This window comes from Aggregatilinea sp., from assembly GCF_036822615.1.
Lineage (GTDB): Bacteria > Chloroflexota > Anaerolineae > Aggregatilineales > Aggregatilineaceae > Aggregatilinea.
Window position 1 is genome coordinate 80,082 of sequence record NZ_DAISHJ010000007.1, and the last position, 20,097, is coordinate 100,178.

Consider the following 20,097-nt stretch of genomic DNA (forward strand, 5'->3'; position numbering starts at 1 on the left):
AAATCGACGTGCGCCGCGTATCATAGTGTAAACCGGATCTTGCGCCCACCGATGGAACCCTGACCGTTGAACCAACGTCTTAAGACCGTGAACCGTCCACTGACTGTCTGGCTTTTGCTCGTGATTCTGGCCCTGCCGATCCTGGTTGGGTTTGCACCCTCGCGCCAGGATCAACTCAGCGTCGATCTGTCGGTTAGCGCCGGGTACGATGGTTATTTCCGGCAGGGGCAGTGGGTCGCCGTGCGCGCGGAGATGGCGAATAACGGCCCAAGCCTGGACGGAATGCTGCGCGTGCGTTCCGGCGGGATCGGCGGGCTGGCGGAAACGATCTACCAGACGCCCGTATCGCTCGCTCAGGGTGTGCGCAAACAGGTTTTCCTGTACGTGTCGCTGGACACCACCGCGCAGCGCATTCAGGTGGAAGTGGTTGACGATAAGGGCGAAGTCGCCGGACGTGCGGACGTGCGGGTGCTGCTGGTCAACCGCAGCGACGTGCTGTACGCGGTTGTGAGCGAGTCGCTGCTGGGCGCGGTCGATATGACCGGGCTGATTCCGGGTACGGGCGAAGCACACCAGACCAACTGGCGGATCGAGCAGATTCCGCCGCTGGCTGATGCGCTGGCCGGGCTGGATGTGCTGATGTTCCACGATGTGGACACGGGTACGCTCAGCGCCGATCAGGTAGAGGCGATCCGGGCGTGGGTGCTGCAAGGCGGCCATCTGATCGTGGCCGGGGGCGAGTTCTGGCAGCGGACCACGGCGGGTTTTTCCGACTTGCTACCTGTTACATTGGAAGGCACGCGGCCCATCGAGTCGCTGGTCGGGTTGGCGGATTATCTGCGGGCGGACAGCGCTCCGCTGGACGGGGGCACGACGCTGACCCGCGCCACTGTGCGACCGGGGGCGCGAGCGCTCGTGACGCTCGACGGCGAGCCGCTGATCGTGCGCGACATGGTAGGCAGCGGAACGGTGGACTTTCTGGCGGTCGATCCGCAGACCGAGCCGCTGCGCTCGTGGGCGGATATGGACCGGCTGTGGTATACGCTGGTGGCAAGCGCCGGGCAGCAGCCAAGCTGGTTGGCGGGTAACGAAAGCTGGACGATGGCGCGCGAGGCGACATTGACCGCCTCCAATACGGCTCTGCCATCTTTTACGCAGTTATGCGGCTTTCTGGCTTTGTATATCGTGCTGATCGGCCCGGTCAACTATCTGGTACTGAAGCGGTTGAACCGCCGCGAATGGGCCTGGGCGACGATCCCGGCGCTCATTCTGATATTCAGCGTGCTGGCGTACACCGTAGGCTTCAATCTGCGCGGCAACGTGCCCTCGCTCAACCGTCTGGCGACGGTGATGGTGTGGCCCGATGCGGAGCAGGCGCGGGTCAACGGGCTGGTTGGCGTCCAATCGCCGCGCCGCACCACGTATGATCTTGCGGCGGCGGAAGGGGACACCCTGCGCACGCTGCCGGACGTGGGCACGGGGCTTGGCGTGGCCGCGACCGTGACCGAAGGGCAGCGTACCGTGGCGGAAGATGTGCCGATCGATGCGGGCATGTCGGCCAGCTTTGCGATGCGCGGCAGCATCCCCGCGCCGACCGTGGAAGGGCAGGCCGTGTGGCGGCTGAACGATGCAGGCACGGCACGGGTGCGAGGCACGGTGACCAACACGCTCGATTATCCGCTCGAAGGCGCGGCGATTCTGGTCAAAGGCGAGAGCCGCTATTTGGGCACGCTTGAGCCGGGAGAAACACGCAAGTTCGATATCTCGATTGGCCCGCAAGATCCCGGCCCGCTGGGATTGGGCCAGGACAGTTGGCTGTCCACGGTTTCCGCGCTGCCGTGGGGCTACAACGGCCTGGGGTGGTGCTTTACGGCGGACGGTATCGGGCTGACGATGTCGGACGTGATGCGCGGCGAGCCGTTCCCGTGCGAATCGAGCGGGATCGCCCGGCAACAGCAGGAACTCCGGCGGCGCTACCGGCTGTTGGGGGCGTTCGTGGTCGATTACGACGTCAGCGGCGGGCGCGGCAGCGGGGTGTATTTGTTCGGGTGGACGGATAATCTGCCGCTCGATGTAAACCTGCTGGACCGCCAGCAGAAGCAGGAAGATACCGCGCTGCTGATGGTGTCGCTGCCGGTGACGGTCGAGGGGACCAGCCAGCAGGTGGTCGTCCCGCCGGGATTGACGACGTGGAGCGTGGTGCGGGGCGGTGACGCGCGTACCGCGATCGATTTGACGCCAACCGGCTTCCAGCTTAACAACAACGAGCGCGCCGTGTTCGAGTTCATGCCGCTGCCCGACATGCGGCTGGCGCAGGTCGATGAGCTGACGATCGGTTTTTCGGCGCAGGGCGCGCTGAGGTTGGACGTGTGGGATTGGGATACGGATGCCTGGACCGAGGTGGAGGTCGATCCCAATACGAACAGCGCGACGATTTCGAACGCGGCGGCTTTCGTAGGCCCTGAAAACGCGGTGCGGATCAGGGTGCTGCTCGAAGATCCGACCTTGTTCAACGAGGTGGATTACCTCAAAGTGGGCTATCGCGGTGTATTGGCCGCCGCGCAGACGGAGCTGGAATGACGGTGGGCGCAGGCACAGCAGAAGAATTCATCATCGAGACTGATAATCTCGTCAAGACGTACGGCAAGCTGACGGCGGTCAACGGTGTGTCGCTGCGCGTGCCGCGCGGGGCGATTTACGGCTTCGTGGGGCCGAACGGCGCGGGTAAGACGACCACGATGCGCATCCTCACTACGCTGATTACGCCAACTTCCGGCACGGCGACGGTCGCTGGGTATTCGGTCACGCAGAACCCGCGTGAGGTCCGGCGCGCGATCGGGTATATGCCCGATTTCTTCGGCGTGTACGACGACATGAAGGTGTGGGAATACCTCGATTTCTTCGCGGCGTGTTACGAGATCCCCGAACGGGAGCGCCCGGCATTGGTGAACGACCTGCTGGCGCTGGTCGATCTGTCGCACCGCCGAGACGATATGGTGGAAAAGCTCAGCCGGGGTATGAAACAGCGGCTCAGCTTGGCGCGGACGCTGGCGCACGACCCGGAAGTGCTGATTCTGGACGAGCCTGCTTCGGGCCTCGATCCGCGCGCGCGCATCGAGATCCGCGAGCTGCTGGTCGAAATGGCGCGCATGGGCAAGACGATCTTTTTCTCGTCGCACATCCTGGCGGACGTGGCGGAGATCTGCACGCACCTCGGCATTATTGAGAGTGGGCAGATGGTGGCGCAGGGAACCGTTTCGGAGATCCGGCAGCAGCTTCTGCCCACGCGCGAGATCATCATCACGCTGCTGAACCGCACCGAGGAAGCCAAAGAGACGCTGATGAAGGTGGAGGGCGTCACGGGCGTGACCGATCTGCCGACCGAGCAGGGGCGCGGGCGCATTCGTGTGGACTTCAGCGGAAGCGACGAGGCGGTGAGCCAACTGCTACTGGCGCTGTCGAGCCAGAGCATCCCGGTGGTCAGCTTCTCGGAAGAAACGCGCGACCTTGAATCGGTCTTCATGCGCGCGACGAAAGGCATTGTGTCATGAGCGCCGACGTTGGCGTGACGCCGCCCGCCCCGGCGCGGCCCCGGCTGCTGCACGGGCTGACCGATAACCCGGTCATTCTGAAGGAACTGCGCGGGCGGATGCGCGGCGCGCGCGCGTTCGTGGTGATGACCATCTACCTGCTGCTGCTGGGGGCGTTTACGGCGCTTGTGTACGTCGCGGTGGCCGAATCGACGTTGACGGTGGGCGCGCAGGTCAACGTGGGCGAGATTGGGCGCACGCTGTTTACGGGCGTCGTCGGGATCGAGATGATGCTGGTGGCGTTTATCGCACCCGCGTTCACGGCAGGTGCGATCAGCGGCGAACGCGAGCACCAGACGTACGATCTGCTGCGCACGACGCTGCTGGCGCCGTCGCGGCTGGTGCTGGGCAAGCTGCTGTCGGCGCTGTTGTACGTGCTCCTGCTGCTGCTGGCGGCGATCCCGCTGCAAAGCATCGCGTTTTTCTTTGGCGGCGTGGCCGAAACCGAGGTGATCCTCGCGTTCCTGATCCTGTTCATGACGGCACTGCTGTTTTGCACGATGGGGATCTACTTCTCGTCGCGGACGAAGCGTACCATGTCCGCGAGCGTGCTGACCTATTCGGTGGCGAGCTTCATCACGTTTGGACTGCCGCTGATCCTGGGCAGTATCGTGCTGGTGCTGGGCATTACATCGGGCGGGGCCGTGCCGTCGAGCAGCGAGGCTTTGCTCGTTTACCTGTTCGGCTTTTTACTGTGCACCAACCCGGCGGTGACCGCCGTGCTGACCCAGTACGTGCTGCTCAACGAACACACCCTCGGCTTTTTTTCGTATACATTATCAGGTGGCGAAACGATCCCGCTCATTTCGCCCTGGATTCCCTTTGTGCTCATTTACGCGGGGCTGACCGTGCTGTTCTTCGTGCTGTCCGTGCGACGCGTCCGCATGATCGAAAACTGATGCCGCGCCATGCGGCCTTGAGGTAAGCGTCATGGCGATCAATGCTGCCACCCTGGAACAAACCGGGACCTACCTGGAACGCCGCGTCCGGCGGTGGGATCGACGCCTGCGGCTGGTGCAGAGCGCGATCTGGCTGCCGCGCGGGCTGATCGCGGGGTTGATCGTGGCGGTGGCGCTGGCGTCCGTGGCGCGGACGCGGGTCTGGCTGCTGCCGCGCGACGTTGCGCTGCTTTCCGGTGCGGTGATCGCGGCGGCGGGACTGCTGGCGCTGCTCGGCGTGTGGCTGCGCCCCCAACCGCTGCCGCGCCTCGCGCGGACGTTCGACCGGCGCTTTGGCCTCAAGGACCGGGTAAGCACCGCGCTGGAACTGGTCAGTGGATCGATCCTGGCGGTCGAGTCGATGGCGGAGCGCCAGCTTGACGACGCCGTTCGTACGGCGTTGGGCGTGAATGCGGCGGCGCGGCTGCCGATCCGCGTGCGGTGGCGGGAGTTGATCGTGCTGGTGGCGCTGGCTGGGGCACTGGCTTATTTGCTGTTGGCTCCCAATCCGCGTGCGGACGAACTGCGCGCGCAACAGGCGCTCGATGCCGCGCTGGCCGAACAGGCGCAGGCGCTGGACGCGACGATCGAGGAGATCGAGCAGGACGGCCAGCTTACTCAGGCGGAAAAGGACGCGCTGACCGAACCGCTGAAAGAAGCGCGCGATACGCTGAACCAGCAGGACGTCACGCAACCGGAAGCGGTCGCGGCGCTGGCGGAAGCGGGACAGTCGCTGAAGGAACTATCTGATGGGATGCTGCCGGAGCAGCAGCAGGACTACGAACAGGCGGCGCAGTCACTCGATGGGTCGCAGATGACGCAGCCGCTTTCGGATGCACTCAGCGCGCCCGATCTCCAGCAGGCGGCGCAGGCCTCGGATCAGTTGGGAGAGGCCGTCGATCAGAACGAACTCAGTGAGGCGGAACGTGAAGATCTGGCGAACCGTCTCGATCAGGCCGCGGATGCTCTGGAGCAAAGCAATCCGGCTCTGGCCGAGCAAATGCGCAAGGCCGCCGACGCACTGCGCGAGGGTGATACACGCGCAGCGCAGGACGCGTTGAGTCAGGCGGCGGAAGCACTGCGCGAACAACAGCAGCAGCTTGACCAGTCGTCGCTTTCGGAGCAGGCGCAGTCGGCGCAGCAGCAGACCTCCAACAGCCAGCAGCAGATCGCGCAGGCGGGGCAGACGCCGCAAGATGGCCAATCCGCGCCGGAGACCGGACCGGGGCAGCAGAGCGCCCAACAGCAAGGCAGCCAGACCGGGCAGCAGCAGGGACAGCAGCAAGGCCAGAGTGCCCAGGAGGGTGAACCGGGCGCAGAAGGTCAGGCGGGGTTGCAGTCTGAGGGTCAGAACGGCGACGCGCAGGCGCAGGGTGAGAGCGGCCAGTCGTTAGGCAATGAAGCGCAGGGGGGCGAGGGCGAAGGCCAACCGCAGGGCGCCGAAAGCGAAGGCCAGGGCAGCAGCGGCGCGCAGCAGGGCGCACAGTCGGGCGAGGGCGCGTCGGGAGATGCGCAGCAGAGTGCGTTCGGCGCGGGGCAGGGCGAAGGCGGCGCGGGCAACGACGACACCTCGGGCGTCCAGCAAGATGGCGCGATGCAGCCCGGCGGCGGATCGGGCGACACGAGCGGCGACCCGGGCGACTACGAGTCGCCGTACAATCCATCCACGATTGGCGGGCAGAGCAGCGATCAGGTGGACGTGGGCGGCGAGGTGACCGATCCCAACGCGCTGCCGGTGCAGCAAGGGGAGTTCGGCCCGAACCCCAGCGGCGAATCGTCCCTGTCGTATACGGGTGTCTACGGGAATTACCAGGGCGCTGTGAGTGACGCGCTCACCAGCCCGCGTATACCGCTCGGTCAGCGGGACGTCATCCATGATTATTTCTCAGCGCTGGAGCCTTGAGGCCCGGCACACAGCACAGAAAGAACAAAACCCGTGAGTAGTAGGTCAGTCCGGTGGAGAAGCCTTAGCCTGATCCTGTTAGCGGCGGTTGGTCTGTCGGGGTGCATTCAACCCGCATCGACCGAGACCCCGCCCACGGCAACCGCGCCCGTCATTATCCAACCGCCGACGGCGACCCTGGCCGCGGACGGAATGCCCGCCGCGCCGGATACTGCTGCCGCCAGCGCACCGACCGCGACGACTGCCGAAATCGTAGCGCCTCCCGCCGCACAGCCGTACGTCGAGTCGTTTGTGCTTGCGCGGGGACAGGCCGCAGTCGATCTGGTGGTGTGGGGCGATGCGCAGCTTGGTCCGGATCGTCTGATCGGGTTTTCGTATACCGAGGCGGGCGGTTTTCCGTGTTCCGGCTTCCTGCTGGTTTCAGCGACGGCAAACAACGGCGCGATCGCCTGTGCTGTCGATCCGGCATCGACCGCGCTGGCAAGCACGTCTTACATTTCCACATCGGACGGACAGCCTTACACCATTGTCTTTGGGCGCGTGACCGATCCGACGATCACGGCGCTGGCGGTGATCTTCGACGACGGCAGCAACCAGACCGTGGGCCTCAGCGCGGGCGGTTACATGGTGCTGCACGCGGACATCGTGTCGGTCGTTGTGATCACGGCGATCAATGCCGAGGGTAATACCGTTATCGACAATATTCCGCAGATCCCGGCCAGTTAATCGCGCACACCGCGCAGAGCCGGAGATAAATGGATTTCGGGTAAGGATGGGACGATGAGCGACATGACGGCAGTGCAGAGCATCAGCATCGATGATTTCCACCAGACCGCAGACGCCATCCTGGCCGAAGTGGGCAAGGTGATCGTCGGCCAGGATGAGGTCGTGCGGCAGGTGTTGATGTGCGTGATCGTGGGCGGGCACGCGTTGCTCGAAGGCGTGCCGGGCCTGGGCAAAACGATGCTCGTGCGCACGCTGGCGGATGTGCTCGATTTGAAGTTTGCGCGGGTCCAGTTTACGCCGGACCTGATGCCCGCCGACATTCTGGGCACGAATATCATGGAAGAAGGCGAGGACGGGCGGCGTATGTTCCGCTTCGAGGCGGGGCCGGTGTTCGCCAACCTCCTGCTGGCGGACGAAATCAACCGCGCGACGCCCAAAACGCAGTCCGCGCTGCTGGAAGCCATGCAGGAAAAAACGGTGACGGTCGCCAATCATCGCTACCAGCTCGATCAGCCGTTTTTCGTGCTGGCGACGCAGAATCCGCTGGAAATGGAAGGTACCTATCCACTGCCGGAAGCACAGCTCGACCGGTTCCTGTTCAAGATCGACGTGTTGTTCCCGTCCGCAAGCGAGCTGGTCGAGATCATGGGCCGCACCACCGGCCTGGGCTCGCCGCACGCGAGCATCGCTGCAAACGGCGCGCGCATCCTGGCAATGGGCGACTTGGTGCGGCAGGTCCCGATTGCGACGCACGTCAGCGAGATGATCGCGCGGCTGGTGATCGCTACCCATCCCGACAGCGAGGACGCATCCGATCTGGTGCGGCAGTATGTGCGTTATGGGTCGAGTCCGCGTGGGGGGCAGGCGCTGGTGCTGGGCGCGAAGGTCAATGCGCTGCTGGAAGGGCGCTACAACGTCGCGTACGAAGACGTGCTGGCCGTGGCTGCGTCTGCGCTGCGCCACCGTATCCTGCTCAATTTTGAGGGGCAGGCGGAAGGCGTTTCGACCGACGACGTGATCGCGGACCTGCTGGCTCGCGTTCCGGTTGAGTGATGCCGATGACGACCGTCGATCTGCTCCAACGCTTATTCACTGCGCCGGATCCTGATGATGTGTGGAAGCTTCACCCGCTGCTGCTCGCGTGGGACGATCCGCGTGCAGATACGGCGCGAGACTTGGCCGGAAACTTTTACACTTACCTGTGTGCTGTACGCAACAAGCTGACGTCGCTGCACTATAACGAGTTCGCGGTGGCGTTGTCTGCCGGGGCGGCAGGCATGGCCGTGCTGAGTGATGCCGTCGAAGGGCTGCGTGACGCGCCGGAACAACTGCTGGGCAGCGTACTGCTGGGCGGGCTGTCGGGCGCGTTGGAGACGCTGGCCGCGTACCAGTATGTGAGAGCGTGGGGGCCGGACTATTTCTCGGCACACGAGACAGCGGCCTGGGCGCTGTATGGCGCGTTGTGGGATCTGTCGGTGGGGCTGCGACCCGACCTGGATACGGGTGCGCGCGCGATACTGATTGAATCTCTGCTCGCGCCGGTGCGCGATCCCGATCTGCCGGGCAGCATCCGCGCGGCGGTCGTGGTGCGGCTCTTCCAGGTGCTGCTGGCGGTCGCCATGCGGCCCCTGCTCGACGCACAGGCTGTGCCGCAAGTGTCCGAACGGGTGGAAGGATAGAGTCGTGGAATCGCAGCCTGCCATTCATATCGAGCATCTCGTCAAAACCTTTGGCGGCCTACGCAAGCGGAAGCGCATCCAGGCCGTGCGAGACATTAGCTTTGAAGTTCCCGCCGGGACGGTATACGGCTTTTTGGGGCCGAACGGCGCGGGCAAGACGACCACGATCCGCATGCTGCTGGATCTGATTCACCCTACGCGCGGGGATGCATACATCTTCGGGCAGCACGTACACCGCAATCACGGCGTGCTGCGGCGTGTGGGGGCGATTGTCGAAGGCGCGATGTTCTACAACTTCCTCAGCGCGCGGCGCAATCTGGAAGTGTTGGCGCGCACAGGCGATCACTACGACGCGGCGCGGATCGATTCGCTGTTGGAGCAGGTCGGGCTGACACCGCGCGCAGGCCAGCGCGTCAAGGGGTATTCCACAGGCATGAAGCAGCGGTTGGGGCTGGCGGCGGCACTGCTCAGCGATCCGGACCTGCTGATTTTGGACGAGCCGACGAACGGTCTCGACCCGAGCGGGATGCACGAGATCCGCTCGTTTATCCGCGATCTGGCCGACAGACAGGGCAAGACGGTGTTTCTGTCCAGCCACCTGCTGGGCGAGATCGAACAGATCTGCGACCGGGTGGCGATCATCAACAGGGGGCAGATCGTGCGTGAAGGCGTGGTCGCGGATCTGTTGGCGGGCAAAGTGCAGCTTCATGTGGAAGCCGACCCGATCGCGCAGGCGGCGGCGCTGCTGAACGAGCGGTGGCCGGTCGTGTCGGTGAACGGCGGGCTGGATATCACCGCCGCGCGCGAGGATATGCCGCACATCGTCCGGCGGCTGGTGGAAGGCGGCGTGGACGTCTATCAGGCGGTCAGCCAGCGGCAGACGTTGGAAGATTATTTCCTGGCCGTGACAGGGGATGGACCCGCTCATGATTAACCTGTTCCGGGCCGAATGGGCCAAAATCAACGGAAACCGCTGGGTATCGGGCTGTATGATCTGGATTTTTCCGATCGGCGCGGTGGCGATTATGCTGCTGCTGGGCGTGATCATGGCATTTTCATCCGCCACGCGAGCGTCGTTTGCCACCGATAATTCGGGCTGGAACGACATGCTGGTGGGGACGTGGAGCATCCTCAATAACCCACTGGGTCGTTTGCTGCTGCTTGGGTTCACAGCGGTGATCTTCGCAGGGGAATACCAGTGGAGCACGTGGAAAAACGTCGTGCCGCGCAGCCGCCGCGTGTCATTGATCCTCACAAAATTCTTCACGTTGGGCGTGTTCGTGGTATTCGCGTTCGTGATCATGTCGATTTTGCTGGCGGTGGGCTGGGGCATCCTGACGTGGATCGCGGGAGGGCACTATGGCCCGCGTGTCACGATGGATGTTGTGCGCGACGTGGCGGGTGATTACGGGCTGGCAGCAGGGTTGGCGTTCATCTCAACGCTGATCGCAGCCGGATTTGCGGCGCTGGCGGGGATGCTGACGCGATCGATCCTGGGCGGGGTGCTGGTCAGCTTCGCCGTCACGTTGGGCGAGGCAGCGTCGGCGATTGGGCTGAGTATCATCGCGTTTTTCCTCGACTGGGCCCCGGTGCTCAAGCTGTACCGGTTCACGCCGACGTATAACCTGCTCAACGTCAACGAGTGGATCGTGAACCATCAAGCTGTCGTGATGGATATGTCGTACGGTGATACCAAACACGTTGTGCTGTCGAACAGCATGGAGTTTTCGCTGCTGGCGTTGGGGGTGTGGATCGTTGGGTTAATCGCACTGACGGCATACTGGTTCCAGCGGCAAGACGTTACCTCGTAGGGCGCTATGGCTGAGCGATTTTTCGACGAAAAGACGCTGCGCAAACTGGACCGGCTGGTGCTGGTCGCCAATCAGGTGCGCGCCGGGGCAATCAAGGGCGAGCGGCGGTCGGCGCGGCGCGGCACCAGCATCGAGTTCGCGGACTATCGCAACTATGCGCGCGGCGACGATCTGCGCCGGTTGGACTGGAACATCTACGCGCGGCTGGATCGCCCGTACATCAAGCTGCTGGAAGACGAAGAAGATCTGGCCGTGCACATCATTGTGGACGGCTCCGCAAGCATGGACTGGCCGCGCGCAGGCAGCCGCGAGCAGCATAAGTTTCTGTATGCCTGCCGGGTGGCGGCGGGGCTGGGCGCGATTGCGTTAAGCACGGGCGACCAACTGAGCTTCAGTATGATGCGCCAGGATGGAATCGGGCGCTGGGGACCGTTCCGAGGGCGCGGACAGGTGCTCAACCTGCTCGGCTGGCTGGAAAAGCAGCGCACGCGTGGGCTGGTCGAGCTGAACGAGGCACTGCGGGACGTGGCCCGACGCACGACGCGGGCCGGGCTGGTGGTCGTGCTGACGGATCTGATGTCGCCGGAGGGCTATCAGGACGGGCTGCGCGCGCTGCAAGGGCGTGGGCACGAGGTCGCGCTGCTCCAGGTGCTGTCGCCGGATGAGATCGATCCGCCGGTGATGGGCGATCTGAAGCTGATCGACGTGGAAACGGGCATCCCGCAGGAAGTCAGCATCGATGCGGAGATGCGCGCGCTGTACCTGGAACGTTTTCAGGCGTGGCAGGCGGAAATTGGCATGACGTGCGCGCGGCGCGGCATTCATTATGCGATGGCACAGACTTCGACGCCGTGGGAGCAGGTGATTTTATCGGATTTGCGGCGGGCGAGCGTGGTTCGCTGATGGGCGTGACACGCGACAGCAGACCCCTGCGGGGGACATTGGCGATCCTGGTCGTGGTGCTGATCGCCGCGTTTGGGCTGCGCGTGTGGGATCTGGGCGAGCCGAGCGTATGGCACGACGAGGCGTGGTCGATCCGGGCGATCCGCGATCCTATTCACACGCCGGACGACAATACGCCGCCGGTCTATTACGCCGCCATGCATCTGTTATGGCTGGGCGCGGGGGACAGCGCCTTCGCGCTGCGGCTCGGCTCGGTGCTGATCGACCTGATCACGGTGGCGCTGGCGGCACATCTTGCGCGACGGTGGGCGAGCCGCGATGGGGCGATTCTGGCGGCGATCCTGTTCGCGCTGTCGCCGCTGCTGTGGGCCTACGCGCGCGAGATCCGTGCCTATGTGGTCGTGCCGCTGCTGGCGCTCGTGCTGCTGCGGCAGACTGACGTGCTGCTGACGCCGGGAAAACGGGCCTCGTGGCGGGTGTGGCTGGCGGTGCTGATTCCGGAGCTGGTGCTGCTGTACACGCATAACCTCAGCGCGCCGGTGATCGCGTGGCTGAACGTGGTCATGATCGCGGCGTGGGGCTGGGAACGGCAATGGCGGGCGCTGGCGATGTGGCTGGGGAGTCAGGCGGCGCTGCTGGTGCTGTATTTGCCGTGGCTGTTCGGGCAGTCTCCAAGCGGGACGCCGCTCAATTCGCCGCCGGAGATCGGCCTTGCGCTGGTGTGGAAGATCTGGCAGTCGTATTTTGCGCCCGTGCCGGTGCAGATCGGCGCGGACAACGCGCTGATGATCGCCAGCGCCTTGATGGGCGCGGCGGCGCTGGTGAGCGTCGGCGCAGTGCTGGCGTGGGATCGCAGCCGCCCGGCGCTGCTGGTGCTGTCGCAGGCGGCCCTGCTGCCCGTATTTTCGACGGTGGAACTGCTGGCGGCGCACATCGATTTCCACCCGCGCTACTATATTGTCGGCGTCCCGGCGGCGCTGCTGCTGATTGTGCTGGGCGCGCACAGCGTGCCAAGCCTGGATCTGCGGCGGCTGGCGGTCCCGGCGGGAATCGCGCTGGCGTTTGGCGCGGCGACGGCGAGTTTCATCCCGCTGTTTGATACGCCGCGCTACCAGCACGATGACTTCCGCGCGCTGGGCGAATATTATGCGCGGCTGCCGGAAGACGCGATTATCCTCGTACCGTACGGCTGGGAGCCTGCGCTGGAGGAATATTACATCGAGCGGCTGGACATCCAGGCGGATGTATTGGGGATCGATCTGCACAGCGGCGCGCAGACGGCCATCGACGCGATCAATGCTGCGCTGGCGGCGCGCACGCTGCCGGTGCATGTGGAACTGCTGACGTGGTACCAGCTTCCGGCGGACGTGCGCGGCATGTACCCGTGTTTGCTCGAATCGGCGGGCGCGCGAGACGGCGACGCGTTCACCGTGCAGGGCATCACCACGACCGGATACCGCATCGAGCGGCCCGTCGCACTGGTGGATCTGGCCGTCGATCCGGTCGAGTATGGGCGCGTGGCGCTGGCCGGGGCGGCGTTCGGCGGCGAGACGACGATCTGCCTGCGCACGGAATGGACGCAGTCCCAGGCGAGCGACCGGGATTGGCGGGTGGCGGCGCGGCTGCTGACGACCGATCCGGCAGGGTGGGTGATTGCGCGGTCCGATGGTGACATCCGGCGCGACGATCAGGCGGCCAGCTCGGAATGGGAGCGCGGCGACCGGGGCGAAGGGTACAGCCTGCTGCGGCTGCCGCCCGGTACACAGCCGGGGGACTATGCGCTGCAGCTCAACGTGTACAGCGCACAGGAGCCAGACGGGATCGACCGGCTGGTGAACGGCATTCCGTCCGGGCGCGTGACGGATCTGGGCACGGTGGCGCTGGACGGGGCGACGAGACTGCCGTTCGATGCTGTTCCGTATGCAACCGAGATCCCGGTGAGCGAGGGCGTTACATTGGTAGGCTATGATGTGCCAGGCGGGGAGGCGTTAACTCCCGGCCAGAATCTGCGTATAACCCTGTACCTGACCTCCGCGCTGGATCAAACGAGCGGAACGCTCGATCTGGGCGGCGATGGATGGTCGATGTCAGACCCGATCCGCGTGGTTGCGGGCTCGAACCTGGATCTGCACGACTTCGTGATTCCCGCCGAGGCAAATGGCGCCGTGACGCTGAGACTCGTGCCCGAAGACGGCGAACCGGTCGCGCTGGAAACCTGGACGGTCGAGCCGAGCGATCACCTGATGGCTGCGCCACCGTTCGACGTGGCGGTGGATGCGGCATTCGGGGATCTGGCGACGCTGGCAGGATTCACGATAGAAACATCGAACATTCGCGCCGACGCGCCGCTGGATCTGACACTGGTGTGGCACGTGGACGCGACGACGAGCACGTCGTATAAAGTGTTCACGCACCTGCTGGACGCGGATGGCGTGGTGGTGGCGCAGCACGACGGGTATCCCGCAGACGGGGATCGCCTGACGACCGGGTGGGTGCCGGGTGAGTATGTGGTCGATGCGCACGCGTTGGACTTCGAGCGCGACTATCGCGGCTCCGCCCAACTTGAGGTCGGCCTGTATAACCCGGATACCGGTGAGCGCGTGATCCTCGCCAACGGAGCCGATCATCTCATTCTGCCGGTTGAGATTACGGTCGAATAACCCATGTTCTCATCGCTTTCGTTTCTGACTCCGCTGGCGCTGGCTCTGGCCGCGCTGGCGATCCCGATCATCCTGCTGTATATGCTGCGCCTGCGCCGGACCGAGATGCAGGTGTCGAGTACATTTTTGTGGCAGCAGCTCGTGCGGGACCGGGAAGCGAACGCGCCGTGGCAGAAGCTGCGGTTGAGCTGGTTACTCCTGCTGCAACTGCTGATCCTGTTTGCGCTGGTGCTTGCGCTTGCGCGGCCCTTCGTGGAGGTCAAGACGATCACCACGGGGCGGATCGTCCTGCTGCTGGACGCGTCCGCGAGCATGACCGCGACGGATGTCACGCCGAGCCGATTCGCCGCCGCGCGGGATGTCGCGCTGGACATGGTGGACACGCTCGGACCGGATGACACGATGACGGTGATCCGCGTGAGCGACGTGCCGGAAGTGCTGGCGGCGGCTTCGCGCGACCGGTTGGTGCTGCGGAACGCGATCGAGTCGGCGGAGGCAGGTGCGGTCAGCGCGGACTGGCAGGCGGCGCTGACGCTGGCTGCCGCGGGCGGGGTCGGCGTGGACGCGCTGAAAGTCGTGCTGGTCAGCGACGGCGGGCTGCCGCCCGATCTGCCGCCCATCCCCGGTGACGTGCGGTATGTGCCGGTGGGGCGGTCGGACAGCAATCTGGCAATTTCGGCGCTGGCGATGGCAAGCCTGCCAGGGGAGCCCCCGCAGTTGTTCATGCGCATCACGAATTACGGCGACACGACGATGGACGTGATCGCAGACGTGCGGTTGGATGGCAGCGAGTCGATTTTCTGGGCGTACCGCTACACCATCCCCGCGCAGGGCAGCATCGACATCAACGACGTGGCGCTGCCGGAAGACTTCGATACGATGGCGGCAGAGCTGACACTGCCCGCCGGGGCGTCGGGACGCGATTACCTCGCAGCGGACAACGTGGCCGTTGCGGCGCGGGACCGGTCCGGCACCACGCGCGTGCTGCTGGTCATGCAGGACGAAAACCTGTTCCTGCGCCAGATCTTCCGCAGCTTGCCACAGATCGAGCTGGTCGAGGCGCAGGTGGGCGCCCCACTGCCGCAGCAGGCATTCGACCTGTACGTGTTCGACCGCTGGCTGCCGGATACGCTGCCGGATGGCGACCTGCTGCTGATTGATCCGCCGCAAGGGACGGACTTCTTCAGCATCAGCCCGTCGCGGCCCGCTGAAGACAACCTGACGGTGAATGTCGAAGATCCGCGCATGGTCAACGTCGCGCCCTATGCAAGCAGTATCACCTTGGGGCAGATCCGCCCATTGAGCGACATCGAGTGGGCGACGGTGCTGGCGCGCGTCGGCGACCAGCCGGTGATCGCTGCCGGGGAAGTCGAGAACCGGCAGGTGGCGCTGTTGGGGTTTGATGCGCGCTATCCGAATACCGATCTTGTGCTGCAGCCCGCATGGCCGATCCTGATCGCGGAGCTGGCAAGCTGGTTTTCGCCCGCGCAGGCGATCGATGTTACGGAGAGCCTGTCGCCGGGCACGCCTGTCATCGTGCACTTTGTGGAGGCTTCCGACCGGGCGGTGGTCACGCGACCGGACGGCGGTACGAGTGCGCTGGATACGACGAGCAGCACTGCCGTGTTCGCGGACACGCTGGAATCGGGCATTTACCACGTCACACTCTATGCGGGGGATCAGGTCGTGCGATCCGAACCGTTTGCGGTGAACTTGTTCGACGACGCAGAGAGCCGGATCGCCCCGGCCAGCAGTGTGACACTTGGCACGGCGACGATCACGCAGGCGGCGCGGCAGGAAACTGGCCGCCGCGAGTGGTGGCCGTGGGTCGCAGGGCTGGGGCTGGCCTTACTGGTGGCGGAGTGGTGGATTTATCACCGGACGCGCCACCGCCTGCCGCGCGCGGCATTAACCGGCGGTAGTTCTGCCACGCCAAAACTGAGAGAACGGGCGCGGGCGCTGTTCGAGCGGCGCAACCGCCGTGCGAGAGCCGGGGGCCGCCCCCTGGGTGCGAGGCGGTTGCGATGAGCTTTACGAATCCTGGCGCGCTGTGGCTGTTCCTGCTGCTGCCCATCTTCGCGGCGATCGGGTGGCCGCGCTTCGCGTACCGCCGCACGCGGGATACGATCAGCCTGATCATTCGCCTGCTGCTGGTTGCGCTGCTGATCGTCGGGCTGGCGGGGATCCAGGTGCAGCAGACGGCGGATAACCTCGCGGTGGTGTTTCTGGTAGACGTTTCGGACAGTGTGTCGGCGCAGCTGCGCAGCGCGGCGCTGGATTACGTGCGCGCGGCGTCGGCCACGATGAGCGAGCGCGATCAGGCCGCGGTGGTGCTGTTCGGAGCGAATGCGCTGGTCGAAATCCCGATGACGGACCGGCTGGAGCTGGTTCAGGCGGGAGCCGATCCGGTGCGGCTGAACACGGATCTGGCAGAGGCGATGCGGCTGGGGCTGGCGCTGTTCCCGGCGGACGCGGCGAAGCGCATGGTGATCCTCAGCGACGGCAAGCAGACTGTGGGCGACGCGGCGGAAGTCGCGCGGCTGGCGGCGGCAACAGGGGTACAAATCGACGTCGTGCCGCTGATTGCGACGGACGCGGTGGAGGGCACTACTGAGCCGGAAATCCTGGTGCAGAACGTCAGCGTGCCCGCGACGGTCAACGAGGGCGAACAGTTCGACCTGACGACGACGATTTTCAGCAACCGCGCCGATGCCGCCGCAGAAATACGCGTCCTGTCGTCGGGTGAGGTGATCGTACGGCAGGATGTGACGCTCCAGGTGGGCGAAAACACGTACGTGTTCCCCGATCTCAGCGTGCCGACGCCGGGCTTCGTGGATTTCCGCGTGGTGGTGGAGCCGCGCGGCGCGGATACGTTCTACCAGAACAACGAGCTTTCGGCGTTCACGGAGGTCACCGGGCCACCGCGTGTGCTGGTGGTTGCCAGCGATGTGCGGGAAGTCGAGTCCTTGCAGGCGGCGCTGGAAGAAACGGGGCTGCAAGTGGACGTGCAAGGACCGCGTGATCTGCCGATCGGGTTGGCGCCGCTGAGCGCTTACGACAGCATCGTATTGGCGAACGTCTCCGCGACGGAACTGGGCGCCGACCGGATGCGCTATTTGCAGGCGTATGTGCGCGACCTGGGCGGCGGTCTGGTGGCGGTTGGTGGACCGGACAGCTTCGGTGTGGGCGGCTACTTCGAGACGCCGATCGAGGAAACGCTGCCGGTCGATATGCGCTTGAAAGACCAGCAGCGCATCCCGCAGTTGACCATGCTGTTTGTCATCGACCGTTCGGGCAGTATGGAAGTCGCCAGCAGCAGCGGCGTGTCTAACCTGGAACTGGCGAAAGAAGCGGTCGTGCGGTCATTTGACTTGTTGAATAACAACGACCGCACGGGCGTGCTGTCGTTCGACGTGTCGGCCTATTGGGTGCTGCACCTGCAGGACCTGGGTGACGGGGCGAACCGCGACCAGATGCGGGCCGAAGTTGGTGCGCTACGGCCCGGTGGCGGCACGAATATCCGGCAGGCGCTGTTGGCGGCGGATGAGGTACTGCGGACCGATCCGTCTACGTTGAAACACATCATTTTGCTGACGGACGGCGGCGCGGACCAGAGTGGCATCGAAGCGACGGTCGATCGCATGTACCAGAACTACGGCATCACGACCTCGGTAGTGGCCGTGGGGCGCGATTACGTCGAATGGCTGCAGCAGGTGGCGACGGCGGGGCATGGGCAGTTCCATCTGGCGAGCGACGTTTCGACCATCCCGGCGATCTTCACGTCCGAGACTCTGCTGGCGACGCGCTCGTATATTTTCGAGGACGATTTCCGCCCGGCGCTGACGGCTACGCATCCGATTTTGCGCGGCATCGACAGCGTGCCCCTGCTGCACGGCTACGTGGCGACCTCGCCCAAGGAGACCGCCACGATGATCCTGACCGGGCCGGAAGACGACCCGATCCTGGCGGCGTGGCAGTACGGGCTGGGGCGCTCGGTGGCGTTCACGTCCGATGCGTCGTCGCGGTGGGGCAGCGACTGGATAGCCTGGGATGGGTATTCTGATTTTTGGAGTCAGGCGATCCGGTGGACGATCACCGAAGGCGCGGCGAGCAACATCGAGACACGCGTTGAGCAGCGCGGCGAGCAGGCTGTGATCGTGACCGACGTACGCGACAGCAACGGCAATTACCTGAACGGCATGCAGCTCGATGCGGCGATCGTCGGCAGCAACCTGGAAACGGCGACCGTACCGCTGCAGCAGACCGCGCCCGGGCGCTACGAAGCCACTTTTACGCCCGCGCAGGAGGGGTCGTACTTCATCACGGTGGCCGGCGCGCCTTCGGAAGACGAGGGCAGCGGTATCATGCAAACGACCGGCTGGGTGATGAGCTATTCCTCCGAATACCGGGTGGGGAGTGAAGACGACACCAACCAGTCGCTGGGGCTGCTGAATACGATCGCGCGGACGACCGACGGCGCGTCGCTGGCGGGTGATCCCGAAGACGCCTTCGCGCACGATTTGCACCACGAGCGCGCGGCGCAGCCCCTGTGGCCCGCGTTTATTCTGGCGGCGCTACTGCTGTTCCCGGCGGACGTGGCGGCGCGGCGGTTGGTGATCGGCTCGCGCGAGGTGGAACGCGTGCGCGGGGCGGTGGGCGGCGTCTTCACGCGGCGTACCAGCGAAACGCAGGCGCTCACCGAGGAGCGGTTCGGGCGATTGATGGACGCCAAAGGCCGTGCGCGATCGGTGCAGCCGGGTCCGGACCTGCCGCCGGCGCAGGAATCCGCGCCTGTTGAATCACGACGGCCCGCTGTACCCGACGCTGCGCCGAAACCCAAGCCCACGCCACCGCCGGAGGGGGGCAGTCTTGCCGCGCGGTTGATGGAGCGCCGCCGCCCGTCGTCGGACAAAAAAGACGAGTAAAGCGGCCCTCTGCCTCTTGAATCTTCCCGTTTATAAGCCGCAACGAATAGGACAAGTTCAATTCCCTTGCTCAAAGTACTGGTGACAGGCTCAAAATGGATGAGGTGGCTGCGATGGGCGATCGCGGCGCTGGCGCTGATGGGGTGCACTCTGGCACGCGGTGTTTCCGATCTGGCGACCAGCGCGCCGTCGCCGCTGCCGCCGACGCCGACACGTGCGCCGACCGTCCCCCCTGAGACGGGATGGCAGAGTATTGCGCCGGGGATCGAATACCGCAACGAGCGGGTCACTCTGGTGGGCGGCGGATCGTTTACGGCGGTCGAGGTGCGGATCGATCCGGCGCTGGTGACCTTTCGCGTGCACTACAGGCCGGGCGACGCGCTGGGCATAAACGGGTGGAGCGAGCAGATTCCTGACGCGGCGGTGATCGTCAATGCGGGGTTTTTCGACGAAGCCGACCGGTCGATGGGGCTGGTGATCAGCGATGGACAGGTCAGTGGTGAGTCGTTCGCGGGATTCGGCGGCATGTTCCAGGTGGATGCGTACGGCGCGCGGGTGCGCTCGCTGGTGAGTGAGCCGTACTACGGCGAAGATCTGTATCAGGCCGTGCAGGCCTTTCCGATGCTAGTCGAGGCAGGCGGGATCGCCGCGCCGCAGGGCGACGGCTTCAGCGAAGGATCGCGGCGCACCGTTGCCGCACAGGACCGAACCGGGCGTATCCTGTTCATCGCCGTGCCGGTGGCGTTCGTGTCGTTCGCGGATCTTCAGGCGTGGCTGCTGGCCAGCGATCTGGATGTATCGATCGCGTTCGCGCTGGACGGCGGAAAATCTACCGCGATGGTCATACGCGGGCCCGATCCGCAGACGTTTCCCGCGCTGGATGGGCTTCCCGCCGTGATCGCCGTGTACCCTTCCTGATGGCGGCGCGTCTGCTATAATCGGGCGGTCTGCTTCATTGGGGG

Annotated in this window: 14 protein-coding genes; all 14 read left to right on the plus strand. The window is 65.0% G+C overall.

Annotated elements, in window-relative coordinates; translation table 11 throughout:
- Nucleotides 1-66 precede the first annotated feature (66 nt).
- The 14 genes from V7116_RS04265 (at nucleotide 67) to V7116_RS04330 (ending at nucleotide 20,053) form a co-directional block, all read left to right on the plus strand.
- A complete protein-coding gene (locus V7116_RS04265; protein WP_324390641.1) occupies nucleotides 67-2,580 on the plus strand; it encodes a DUF7408 domain-containing protein in 2,514 nt (837 codons plus the stop codon).
- Nucleotides 2,577-3,551 (plus strand): ABC transporter ATP-binding protein, encoded by a 975-nt coding sequence (locus V7116_RS04270; RefSeq protein WP_324390642.1) that lies wholly within the window; start codon nucleotides 2,577-2,579, stop codon nucleotides 3,549-3,551. Before V7116_RS04265 ends, V7116_RS04270 begins: the two co-directional genes overlap by 4 nt.
- The gene (locus V7116_RS04275) at nucleotides 3,548-4,489 is read left to right on the plus strand and encodes an ABC transporter permease (protein WP_324390643.1); all 942 of its coding nucleotides are present in this window, start codon (nucleotides 3,548-3,550) and stop codon (nucleotides 4,487-4,489) included. Before V7116_RS04270 ends, V7116_RS04275 begins: the two co-directional genes overlap by 4 nt.
- A 31-nt stretch (nucleotides 4,490-4,520) precedes the next feature.
- The gene (locus V7116_RS04280; RefSeq protein ID WP_324390644.1) at nucleotides 4,521-6,431 is read left to right on the plus strand and encodes a hypothetical protein; all 1,911 of its coding nucleotides are present in this window, start codon (nucleotides 4,521-4,523) and stop codon (nucleotides 6,429-6,431) included.
- A gap of 33 nt (nucleotides 6,432-6,464) precedes the next feature.
- Nucleotides 6,465-7,157: a hypothetical protein gene (locus V7116_RS04285; protein ID WP_324390645.1), complete on the plus strand. Its 693-nt coding sequence runs from the start codon at nucleotides 6,465-6,467 to the stop codon at nucleotides 7,155-7,157.
- Nucleotides 7,158-7,220: 63 nt separating this feature from the next.
- Nucleotides 7,221-8,210, plus strand: coding sequence for an AAA family ATPase (locus V7116_RS04290; protein ID WP_349258425.1), 990 nt, complete (start codon nucleotides 7,221-7,223; stop codon nucleotides 8,208-8,210).
- A 5-nt stretch (nucleotides 8,211-8,215) separates the two neighbouring features.
- Entirely contained in the window at nucleotides 8,216-8,836 is a 621-nt protein-coding gene (locus tag V7116_RS04295; protein ID WP_324390647.1) for a hypothetical protein, read from the plus strand.
- 4 nt (nucleotides 8,837-8,840) lie between these two features.
- The gene (locus V7116_RS04300; protein WP_324390648.1) at nucleotides 8,841-9,770 is read left to right on the plus strand and encodes an ABC transporter ATP-binding protein; all 930 of its coding nucleotides are present in this window, start codon (nucleotides 8,841-8,843) and stop codon (nucleotides 9,768-9,770) included.
- Nucleotides 9,763-10,647 (plus strand): hypothetical protein, encoded by an 885-nt coding sequence (locus V7116_RS04305; protein ID WP_324390649.1) that lies wholly within the window; start codon nucleotides 9,763-9,765, stop codon nucleotides 10,645-10,647. Before V7116_RS04300 ends, V7116_RS04305 begins: the two co-directional genes overlap by 8 nt.
- Nucleotides 10,648-10,653: 6 nt before the next feature.
- Nucleotides 10,654-11,550 carry a DUF58 domain-containing protein gene (locus V7116_RS04310; RefSeq protein ID WP_324390650.1) on the plus strand — a complete coding sequence of 299 codons (897 nt, stop codon included), beginning with the start codon at nucleotides 10,654-10,656 and terminating at the stop codon, nucleotides 11,548-11,550.
- Nucleotides 11,499-14,210 carry a glycosyltransferase family 39 protein gene (locus tag V7116_RS04315; RefSeq protein ID WP_324390651.1) on the plus strand — a complete coding sequence of 904 codons (2,712 nt, stop codon included), beginning with the start codon at nucleotides 11,499-11,501 and terminating at the stop codon, nucleotides 14,208-14,210. The genes V7116_RS04310 and V7116_RS04315 overlap by 52 nt, the downstream gene beginning before the upstream one ends.
- A gap of 3 nt (nucleotides 14,211-14,213) precedes the next feature.
- A complete protein-coding gene (locus V7116_RS04320) occupies nucleotides 14,214-16,238 on the plus strand; it encodes a VWA domain-containing protein (RefSeq protein ID WP_324390652.1) in 2,025 nt (674 codons plus the stop codon).
- A complete protein-coding gene (locus V7116_RS04325) occupies nucleotides 16,235-19,135 on the plus strand; it encodes a VWA domain-containing protein (RefSeq protein ID WP_324390653.1) in 2,901 nt (966 codons plus the stop codon). The genes V7116_RS04320 and V7116_RS04325 overlap by 4 nt, the downstream gene beginning before the upstream one ends.
- A gap of 99 nt (nucleotides 19,136-19,234) precedes the next feature.
- Nucleotides 19,235-20,053 carry a phosphodiester glycosidase family protein gene (locus V7116_RS04330; RefSeq protein WP_324390654.1) on the plus strand — a complete coding sequence of 273 codons (819 nt, stop codon included), beginning with the start codon at nucleotides 19,235-19,237 and terminating at the stop codon, nucleotides 20,051-20,053.
- Nucleotides 20,054-20,097: the final 44 nt, after the last annotated feature.

Bases quoted from the DNA above. Each gene is read 5' to 3' on its own strand.
- V7116_RS04290 (WP_349258425.1), top strand. From the start codon at position 7,221: ATGACGGCAGTGCAGAGCATCAGCATCGATGATTTCCACCAGACCGCA.
- V7116_RS04330 (WP_324390654.1), top strand. From the start codon at position 19,235: ATGAGGTGGCTGCGATGGGCGATCGCGGCGCTGGCGCTGATGGGGTGC.
- V7116_RS04270 (WP_324390642.1), top strand. From the start codon at position 2,577: ATGACGGTGGGCGCAGGCACAGCAGAAGAATTCATCATCGAGACTGAT.
- V7116_RS04305 (WP_324390649.1), top strand. From the start codon at position 9,763: ATGATTAACCTGTTCCGGGCCGAATGGGCCAAAATCAACGGAAACCGC.
- V7116_RS04310 (WP_324390650.1), top strand. From the start codon at position 10,654: ATGGCTGAGCGATTTTTCGACGAAAAGACGCTGCGCAAACTGGACCGG.
- V7116_RS04280 (WP_324390644.1), top strand. From the start codon at position 4,521: ATGGCGATCAATGCTGCCACCCTGGAACAAACCGGGACCTACCTGGAA.
- V7116_RS04320 (WP_324390652.1), top strand. From the start codon at position 14,214: ATGTTCTCATCGCTTTCGTTTCTGACTCCGCTGGCGCTGGCTCTGGCC.
- V7116_RS04325 (WP_324390653.1), top strand. From the start codon at position 16,235: ATGAGCTTTACGAATCCTGGCGCGCTGTGGCTGTTCCTGCTGCTGCCC.
- V7116_RS04295 (WP_324390647.1), top strand. From the start codon at position 8,216: ATGACGACCGTCGATCTGCTCCAACGCTTATTCACTGCGCCGGATCCT.
- V7116_RS04275 (WP_324390643.1), top strand. From the start codon at position 3,548: ATGAGCGCCGACGTTGGCGTGACGCCGCCCGCCCCGGCGCGGCCCCGG.